The following is a 9453-nucleotide window of genomic DNA, read 5'->3' on the forward strand; positions in this document are numbered from 1 at the left end:
GCATGCTTTATGCACCCCTTATAATGGTTCCTTTTGCCAATCACACGCCAAATCATGGAATTAGCCAAGTCTTTCGAGCCCGCCGACATTGAACAATTCTGGCGCACCGAGTGGGAACAGCGCGGTTACTTCACCGCCACCCTCGATGCCGGAAAACCTTCCTTCAGCATCCAGTTGCCGCCGCCGAACGTCACCGGCACCCTGCACATGGGCCATGCGTTCAACCAGACCATCATGGATGGCCTGACACGCTACCACCGCATGCTGGGCCACAACACAGCCTGGATTCCCGGCACCGACCACGCGGGCATTGCCACGCAAATCGTCGTGCAGCGCCAGCTGGACGCGCAAAAGATTTCGCGCCATGACCTGGGCCGCGAGAAATTCGTGGAAAAAGTGTGGGAATGGAAAGAAAAATCCGGTTCCATCATCACCGGCCAGATGCGCCGCCTGGGCGCTTCGGCCGACTGGCAGCGCGAATACTTCACGATGGACGAGCCGCGCTCGAAAGTCGTCACCGACGTCTTCGTGCGCCTGTTCGAGCAAGGCCTGATCTACCGCGGCAAGCGCCTGGTCAACTGGGACCCCGTGCTGGGCACGGCGGTGTCCGACCTGGAAGTGGTGTCCGAGGAAGAAGACGGCTCCATGTGGTACATCAAGTACCCGCTGGCCGATGGCAGCGGCTTCCTGACGGTGGCCACCACCCGTCCTGAAACCATGCTGGGCGACGTGGCCGTGGCCGTCGATCCGACGGACGAGCGCTACCTGCCGCTGGTGGGCAAGATGCTCAAACTGCCGTTGACGGACCGCGAAATCCCCATCATCGCCGACGAATACGTCGACAAGGAATTCGGCACGGGCTGTGTCAAGATCACCCCGGCGCACGACATGAACGATTACGCCGTGGGCCAGCGCCATAAACTGGCGCAGATCGTCATTTTGACGCTGGACGCGAAGATCACCGATGACGCGCCGGAAGCCTACCGCGGCATGGACCGCTTTGCCGCGCGCAAGCAGATCGTCGCCGACCTCGACACGCAAGGCTTGCTGGAGCAAGTCAAGCCGCACAAACTGATGGTGCCGCGCGGCGACCGCACGGGCGTTGTCATCGAGCCGATGCTGACAGACCAGTGGTTTGTCGCCATGAGCAAACCAGCACCGGAAGGCACGTTCTTCCCAGGCAAATCGATCGCCGAAACGGCGCTCGATAAAGTAGCCAATGGCGAAATCAAGTTCGTGCCGGAAAACTGGAGCACCACCTACAACCAGTGGCTCAACAACATCCAGGACTGGTGCATCTCGCGCCAGCTGTGGTGGGGCCATCAAATCCCGGCGTGGTACGACGACAAGGGCAATATTTTTGTCGCCAAGACGGAAGCGGAAGCCATCGCCAAGGCGCAAGCCGCCGGCAGCACGGGCCCCTTGAAACGCGACGACGACGTGCTCGACACGTGGTTCTCGTCGGCCCTGGTGCCGTTCTCGACCATGGGTTGGCCGGAAGAAACGCCGGACATGAAGGCCTTCCTGCCATCGTCCGTGCTGGTCACCGGTTTCGACATCATCTTCTTCTGGGTCGCGCGCATGGTCATGATGACGGCGCACTTCACGGGCAAGGTGCCGTTTGAAACCGTCTATGTGCACGGTCTCGTGCGCGATTCGACGGGGCAGAAAATGTCGAAGTCGAAAGGCAACACGCTGGACCCGATCGACCTGATCGACGGCATCGACCTGGAAAACCTGATCGTCAAGCGCACGACGGGCCTGATGAACCCGCGCGACGCGGAAAAGATCACCAAGGCCACGCGCAAGGAATTCCCGGAAGGCATTTCGGCCTACGGCACGGACGCCGTACGCTTCACCATGGCCAGCTACGCTTCGCTGGGCCGCAACATCAATTTCGACCTGGGCCGCTGCGAAGGCTACCGCAACTTCTGCAACAAGATGTGGAACGCCACCCGTTTCGTCATGATGAATACGGAAGGCAAGGACTGCACCGCAAACGACGCCGACCTGTCGCAAGCGGACAAGTGGATCATCTCGCTGCTGCAAAAGGCGGAACTGGACGTGGCCAAGGGCTTTGAAGACTTCCGTTTCGACAATATCGCCGCCACCATCTACAAATTCGTGTGGGACGAGTATTGCGACTGGTACCTGGAAGTGGCCAAGGTGCAAGTTCAGCAAGGAACGGAAGGCCAGCAGCGCGCCACCCGCCACACCCTGCTGCGCGTACTGGAAGTGGTGCTGCGCCTGGCCCATCCGATCATCCCATTCGTCACGGAAGCCCTGTGGCAGACGGTGGCGCCATTGGCTGGCAAAACGCTCAAAGCTGAGGGTGACTCCATCATGATGCAGCCGTACCCGATCGCCAACACCGACAAGATCGACGAGTCGGCCGAAGCGTGGATGCAGCAGCTGAAAGCCTTGACGGACGCGACACGCAACCTGCGCGGCGAAATGCAGATCTCGCCTTCCGTACGCGTGCCGCTGATCGTCGAAGCGGGCAATGCCAGCGAGAAAGAAGCACTGGCGTCGTACGCACCGTACATCCAGTCGCTGGGCAAGCTGGCCGACGTGCAGATCGTCGATGCGCTGCCGGACTCGCCAGCGGCCGTCGCCATCGTCGGCACCACCAAGCTGATGCTGAAAGTGGAAATCGACGTGGCTGCCGAACGCGAGCGTCTGGGCAAGGAAATCGCCCGCGTCGAAGCGGAAATTGCCAAAGTCAACAGCAAATTGGGCAATGAAAGCTTTGTCGCGCGCGCCCCTGCCGCCATCGTTGCGCAAGAAAACGAGCGCTTGCTCAGTTTTTCGGCGACAATTGAAAAACTGCGCGAACAGTTTGCTAAACTAGCCAGCGCATAAGGCAAGTTTGGAAGGATTGCGCGGCGTCATTCGTGACGCCGCGCAGCACTGCTGGTCTTGCCTTGGTATATAACTGTTCGTGACACGATCAAAAAACCAATGGAGACTAGCGATGCATAAAGTATTCAAAGCAAGCGTACTGGTGGCCGCCCTGGCCATCGCCGGCAGCGCCACCGCGCGCGACGGCAACTTTACCCCCGTCGGCACATGGAAAACCATCGACGACGCCAGCGGCAAGCCGAAATCCCTCATCGTCATCACGGAAAGCAACGGCGTCTTGCAAGGCAAGATCGACAAGCTGTTCCGCGGCCCGGACGAAGACCAGAATCCCAAGTGCGACAAGTGCACGGGCGCCAAGAAAGACCAGCCCATCGTCGGCATGGTGATCCTGTCCGGCCTGAAATATGACGGCAAGGAATGGACTGGCGGCGAAATCACGGACCCGGCCAATGGCAAGACCTACAAGAGCAAGGCGGAATTGACGGAAGGCGGCACCAAGCTGCAAGTTCGCGGCTATGTCGGCATGCCGATGTTTGGCCGCTCGCAGACGTGGGTGCGCGAAGAGTAAGCTCCCTCTGCCCTGATGAAGCCGGCCTTAGCGCCGGCTTTTTTGCGTCTGTTTTCCGCACACGGCCGTTGTTTTCCAGGCCGAATCGCGTTTTTTTGACCCTATCTCCGAACGCCAGGGGCCTATGCGCGCCACCGAACATACTTGAAGTTTCCTAAATGAAATAGTGCATGCCTGTGACGCCATCGCCCTGTAGCGACAGGCGGCATGGCTCTGCCGGATGACCTCATCCGCGGATGACCGGCAATGACTGCCATGCACAAAGGAACACTATGAATCTCTTCAAGCGATATCTGAACCCGCTGATCGTCTCGGCAGGCCTGCTGGCCATGACCGCCCTGGCCGGCTGCGGCGGCGGCGACCAGGGACGCGATCCTATCCTCGGCTTGCCGGCTGCCACCCTGTCCAGCCTGGCCGTCACGCCAGCCACGGCCACGGTTGCTATCGGTGCGGGCCAGCAATTCACGGCCATCGCCACGTATAGCGACGGCTCCTCGCAAGATGTCAGCGCCAAGTCGGCCTGGACCTCGGCCACGCCAGCCAGCGCGACAGTCAATGCCGCCACAGGCTTGAGCACCGGCATCGCTGCCGGCAGCAGCAGCATCAGCGCCGCATTTGGCGGCAAGAGCGCAGCGGCCCAGTTGACCGTCTCGCCCGCCACTTTGACGGCAATTGCCATCACGCCGCTCGCACCATCGATCGCCATCGCAGCAACGCAGCAATTCACGGTGACGGGCAGCTTCAGCGACGGCGCCACGCACGACGTCACGGCCGTGTCGGCCTTTGCCTCGGCCAGTCCCGCCACGGCCAGCATCGCCGCTGGCGGCCTGGCGCTGGGCAAGGTTGCCGGCACGACGCAGATTACGGCCACCACGGGCGCGCTCACGGCCAGCACCGTGCTGACCGTCACGCCAGCGACCTTGTTGTCGATCGCCGTCACGCCGCAAAACCCGATCATCCCCGTCGCCGCGACGCGCCAGTTGGCCGTCCTTGCCACGTATTCGGATGGCAGCAGCGCTGACGTGACGTCCGGCAGTAGCTTCGTGTCCGCCACGCCAGCCTCGGCCACTGTCGCCAGCGGTGGCCTCGTCACCGGCGTTGCCTTTGGTACCAGCGTCATGAACGCCAGCTTCAACGGCAAGACGGCCAGCACCACCGTCACCGTGCCGACCATTACCCTGGCCAGCATCGCCGTCACGCCGGCCACCGCCAGCATCGTTGTCGGTGCCACGCAGCAATTCATTGCCACCGCAACGTACTCGGACAGCTCGAACGCCATCATCACCAACAGCGCCGCCTGGACGTCGGGCACCGTTGCCAATGCCAGCGTGCTGAACACGGGCGTCGCCACCGGCATCGCCGCCGGCACCAGCAGCATCACGGCCACGGCCGGCGGCCAGTCGGGCAGCGCGCTGCTGACCGTCACTGCCGTCGCCATCCCGCCCGTCCTCAATCCGATCATCCTGGGCCGCGCCGCATCGTTCGGCGTGCTGGCCGGCACCTCGATCACGAACAATTCGGGCGGCACGACCCTGATCACGGGCGACGTGGGTTCGCCTTCGCAAACGGTCGATCCGACCCAGGCAGCTGGTTTTACCAACTACAAGTCGGGCGCCATCCTGGCCGGCGCGATGACGGATTTGCAAACGGCGATCACGGACGGCAACAGCCGCACTTGCGACGTCAGCTTTGCCGGCGGCATAGACCTCGGCGGCCAGACCTTCGGCCCCGGCGTGTATTGCTATGCGGGCGCCATCAGCATCACGGGTACCTTGACCCTGAACGGTCCCGGCGTGTACATCTTCCGCACGGCGCTGACCTTGAACTCGACCGTCAACTCGGTGGTTGCCCTGAACAATGGCGCCACGGCCGACAACGTCAGCTGGCTGCCCGTCGGCCCGACCACCCTGGCCGCGAACAGCGTCTTCAAGGGCAATATCCTGGGCCAGTCGGCCGCCATCACGGTGGGCGACAACACGACCCTGCTCAATGGCCGCGTGCTGACGGCCGCCGCCGTTACCCTGCGCAACAACCAGATCACCAAATAACCGGGACATGACCATGACTATCGCACACACACTGGGCGCCCTGAGCGTCATGACCGGCGCCTTGCTGGCGGCACAATCGGCGCAGGCGCAGGACAACACCTTCATCAACCCGGACTGGGCCAACAGCGCCTGGTACATTGGCGCGGGCGTGGGCCAGTCGCGCGCCACCATCGACGAGCCGCGCCTGCGCGCCAGCCTGGCCGCCAACGGCGAAAGCGTCACCGGCTTCAGCAAGGACCAGCGCGACACCGGCTATAAACTGTTTGTCGGCCGCCAGCTGAACCAGTATTTCGCCGTGGAAGCCGGTTACTTTGACCTGGGCAAGTTCGATTTCAAGTCGACCACCAACGGCAACGGCGTACTGAACGGGCAAGCGGCCTTCCGCGGCGTGAATCTGGACTTGCTGGGCCAGCTGCCGCTGTCGCAGCGCCTGTCCTTGCTGGGCCGTGTCGGCATGCACTACACCAAGACCAACACGGAATTCAGCGGCAACCGCCTGCTGGGTTCGACCAATACCCATGCCAGCGAGCGCAAGCTCAATGCCAAGGTGGGCCTGGGCCTGGAATACAAGTTCAGCGAAGCGCTGGCCCTGCGCGGCGAAGTCGAGCGTTATCGCTTGAACGACGCCGTCGGCAACCGTGGCGATGCGGACCTGTATTCCGTCAGCCTCGTGTATAAACTGGGCCGCCCGGCCAGCGCCACGCCCGCCTACCAGCCGGCGCCAGAAGTCGCCCCGGCCGTCGCGATGCCGGCCCCCGTCATCGTGGCCGCACCGGCGCCAGCGCCCGTGTCGGAAAAAGTGTCGTTTGCCTCCGAAGCGTTGTTTGATTTCGATCAATCGGCGCTCAAGCCGCAAGGCAAGGCCGCGCTGGACCAGCTGCTCGGCCAATTGACGGGCATGGACCTGGAAGTGATCGTCACGGTCGGCCATACGGATGCCGTCGGCCCTGACGCCTACAACCAGAAACTGTCGCAACGCCGCGCCGAAGCCGTCAAGGCCTATCTGGTGGCGCAAGGCGTGGAAACGAACCGTGTCTACACGGAAGGCAAGGGAGAAACGCAGCCGGTGGCCGACAACACAAGTGCCGCCGGGCGCGCCAAGAACCGCCGTGTGACGGTAGAAGTGGTGGGCACACGCAAAGTTGCACGCTAAGTTACATGCACGTAAAAAACCGGCTTGCGCCGGTTTTTTTTCGTCCGCGAATTACTGCGCCGGGGCCGGCTTGCGGTGATGCTTGCTCAAATGCCGGTCCAGGCTATTGGCGAACTGTTGCCGGTCGGACTGGCTGAAGGCGGCCGGGCCGCCCGTGTCCACGCCGCCGCTGCGCAATTCTTCCATGAAGGCGCGCATCGTCAGTTGCTGGGCGATATTATCCTTCGTGTAGAACTCGCCGCGCGGGTTCAGCGCGAAACCGCCCTTGGTCAGGACGTCGGCCGCCAGCGGGATGTCGCCCGTGATGACGAGGTCGCCGGGATTCAACAAACGCACGATTTCCTGGTCGGCCACGTCGGCGCCGGACGGCACTTGCACGGTGCGGATGAAACGCGAGGGCGGCACGCGCAAGCCCTGGTTGGCGACCAGGATGAGCGGCAGCTCCAGGCGGTCGGCCACGCGGTACAAAATTTCCTTGATGACGACGGGACAGGCATCCGCGTCGATCCAGATTTGCATACCCGGCATACCTTCCTGCGCCATCACAGTTCCCACGCTTCGCCGCCCGGGCCCATGCGCGGCGCGCTGACGCCGAAGTGCAGATAGGCAGCCGGCGTGGCGACACGGCCACGGGGTGTGCGCTGCAGGAAACCTTGCTGTATCAGATACGGTTCCAGCACGTCTTCGATGGTATCGGCCGCTTCGCCGATGGCCGCCGCCAAGTTGCCGATGCCGACGGGGCCGCCGCCGAACTTGAACAGCACGGCTTCGAGCAGCTTGCGGTCCATCACGTCGAAGCCGGCGGAATCGACGTCAAGCATGGCCAGCGCGCGGTCGGCCACCACCTTGGTGATTTCGCCATTGCTTTTGACTTCCGCGAAATCGCGCACGCGGCGCAACAGACGGTTGGCGATACGGGGCGTGCCGCGGGCGCGCTGGGCGATCTCATGCGCGCCTTCCGGGTCGATCGGGGCTTTCAGCAAGGCCGCGCTGCGCGTGACGATCTTCGTCAGTTCGCCCGTGTTGTAGAACTCCAGGCGCGCAACGATGCCGAAGCGGTCGCGCAGCGGATTGGTCAGCATGCCGGCGCGCGTGGTGGCGCCGACCAGGGTAAACGGTTGCAGATCGAGTTTCACGGAACGGGCGGCCGGGCCTTCGCCGATCATGATATCGATTTGATAATCCTCGAGCGCCGGATATAAAATTTCCTCAACGACCGGCGACAGCCGGTGGATTTCATCGATGAACAGGACGTCGTTCGCTTCCAGGTTCGTCAAAATCGCCGCCAGGTCGCCCGGGCGCTCGAGTACGGGGCCCGAGGTCTGGCGCAAATTGACGCCCATTTCGCGCGCGATGATGTGCGCCAGGGTCGTCTTGCCCAGGCCTGGCGGGCCGAACAGCAAGGTGTGGTCGAGCGCTTCCTTGCGCTGGCGCGCGGCCGTGATGAAAATCTCGAGCTGGTCGCGGATCTTTTCCTGCCCGACATACTCGTCGAGCTGCTTGGGACGCAAGGCCCGTTCGATCGCCTCTTCGTTGTGCGAGATGGGCGCCGCGTCGATGATGCGCTGTTCCGTGAAGCTGTCGGTCTGGATGCTCATGCCCTATCAGCCTTTCGACAGCGCTTTCAGCGCCAGTTTGATGCCGTCCGATACGCCGGTACCTGCCGGCACGTTCTTCACGGCGGCCAGCGCTTCCTTGTCCGAATAGCCGAGCGCGACCAGGGCATTCAAAATGTCCGATTGCGCGTCGGGCGCCGCATGCGCGCCGCCGGCGCCGATATCGGCACCCAGCTTGCCCTTCAATTCCAGCAACAGGCGCTCGGCCGTCTTCTTGCCGATGCCCGGCACTTTCACCAGGCGGCCGGAATCCTGCAGGGTAATCGCCTGCGCCAGATCGGCAATCGTCATGCCCGAGAGAATCGACAGCGCCATGCGCGCGCCCACGCCCGTGATCTTGATCAACTGGCGGAACACGGCGCGCTCGGCCGCATTGCCGAAGCCAAACAGCAGGTGCGCGTCTTCGCGGATGGCCTGGTGCGTGAACAGCACGACTTTTTCGCCCACGTGGGGCAAGTTGTAAAAGGTGCTCATCGGCACGTCGACTTCATAGCCGACGCCCTGGCAATCGACCAGCAATTGTGGCGGATTCTTTTCAAGCAAAATACCGGAGAGACGGCCTATCATCGCGTGTTCCTAATGTTGTGTATCGTTGTTTCTATTGATATGAGGGCCATGCGCCTACCCTACTAAACGGCCGCGCTTCATGCGCAGACCCTGCAGTTGCGGCGCCAGCGCGCCGATCATGGCCAGCGCATCGATGCTGTTGGCATGGCAAATGGCCACGCCCAGCGCGTCGGCCGCATCCGTACCGGGCAAGCCGGGCAAGGACAACAACCGCGACACCATTTCCTGCACCTGCTCCTTGGCCGCCTTGCCGTGACCCGTGACAGCCTGTTTCACTTGCAGCGCCGTGTATTCGGCCACCGACAAATCGGCATGGACGAGCGCGCAAATGGCCGCGCCGCGCGCCTGGCCCAGCAGCAAGGTCGATTGGGGATTAACGTTGACAAACACTTTTTCGATGGCCGCGCAATCGGGCTGGTAGGTGCCGACGATCTCGCTCACGCCCCGCAGGATGACCTTCAGGCGCGGCGGTAATTCCCCTTCGGAACCCGTCTTGACGGTCCCCGACGCGATATAGCGCAGCTTGTTGCCGTGTTTTTCAATGACCCCAAAGCCGGTCGTGCGCAGGCCAGGATCGATGCCAAGAATAATCATCGCCAGATTCTATAATGAATACGGCAGGCACCGGTGAATAACCGG

General features: G+C 62.6%; 8 protein-coding genes. 4 read left to right on the forward strand and 4 right to left on the reverse strand.

From position 1 onward, the window contains the following. The first annotated feature begins 54 nt into the window (after positions 1-54). From JAB6_RS26930 to JAB6_RS26945, 4 genes are all read left to right on the forward strand, one after another. Entirely contained in the window at positions 55-2862 is a 2808-nt protein-coding gene (locus JAB6_RS26930; protein ID WP_070305813.1) for a valine--tRNA ligase, read from the forward strand. Between the two features lie 112 nt (positions 2863-2974). Beyond that, the gene (locus JAB6_RS26935) at positions 2975-3430 is read left to right on the forward strand and encodes a DUF2147 domain-containing protein (RefSeq protein ID WP_070305815.1); all 456 of its coding nucleotides are present in this window, start codon (positions 2975-2977) and stop codon (positions 3428-3430) included. A gap of 272 nt (positions 3431-3702) precedes the next feature. After that, positions 3703-5478: an ice-binding family protein gene (locus JAB6_RS26940; protein ID WP_070305818.1), complete on the forward strand. Its 1776-nt coding sequence runs from the start codon at positions 3703-3705 to the stop codon at positions 5476-5478. A 13-nt stretch (positions 5479-5491) separates the two neighbouring features. Continuing rightward, positions 5492-6631, forward strand: a complete 1140-nt coding sequence (locus JAB6_RS26945; RefSeq protein WP_070305845.1) for an OmpA family protein — start codon at positions 5492-5494, stop codon at positions 6629-6631. A gap of 51 nt (positions 6632-6682) precedes the next feature. Here JAB6_RS26945 and JAB6_RS26950 read toward each other — a convergent pair whose 3' ends face one another. Genes JAB6_RS26950 through ruvC form a run of 4 tightly spaced genes read right to left on the reverse strand, consistent with a single transcriptional unit; the run spans position 6683 to position 9408 of the window. Further along, positions 6683-7150, reverse strand: a complete 468-nt coding sequence (locus JAB6_RS26950) for a YaiI/YqxD family protein (protein WP_034749529.1) — start codon at positions 7148-7150, stop codon at positions 6683-6685. A 23-nt stretch (positions 7151-7173) separates the two neighbouring features. Further along, positions 7174-8229 carry a Holliday junction branch migration DNA helicase RuvB gene (gene ruvB, locus JAB6_RS26955; protein WP_034749202.1) on the reverse strand — a complete coding sequence of 352 codons (1056 nt, stop codon included), beginning with the start codon at positions 8227-8229 and terminating at the stop codon, positions 7174-7176. A 6-nt stretch (positions 8230-8235) separates the two neighbouring features. Beyond that, positions 8236-8814, reverse strand: coding sequence for a Holliday junction branch migration protein RuvA (ruvA, locus tag JAB6_RS26960; RefSeq protein WP_034749203.1), 579 nt, complete (start codon positions 8812-8814; stop codon positions 8236-8238). Between the two features lie 54 nt (positions 8815-8868). Next, on the reverse strand, positions 8869-9408 hold the full coding sequence (gene ruvC / locus JAB6_RS26965; protein WP_034749205.1) for a crossover junction endodeoxyribonuclease RuvC: 540 nt from the start codon (positions 9406-9408) through the stop codon (positions 8869-8871). Between the last annotated feature and the right edge of the window lie 45 nt (positions 9409-9453).

Source organism: Janthinobacterium sp. HH104 (assembly GCF_001758715.1).
Lineage (GTDB): Bacteria > Pseudomonadota > Gammaproteobacteria > Burkholderiales > Burkholderiaceae_D > Janthinobacterium > Janthinobacterium aestuarii.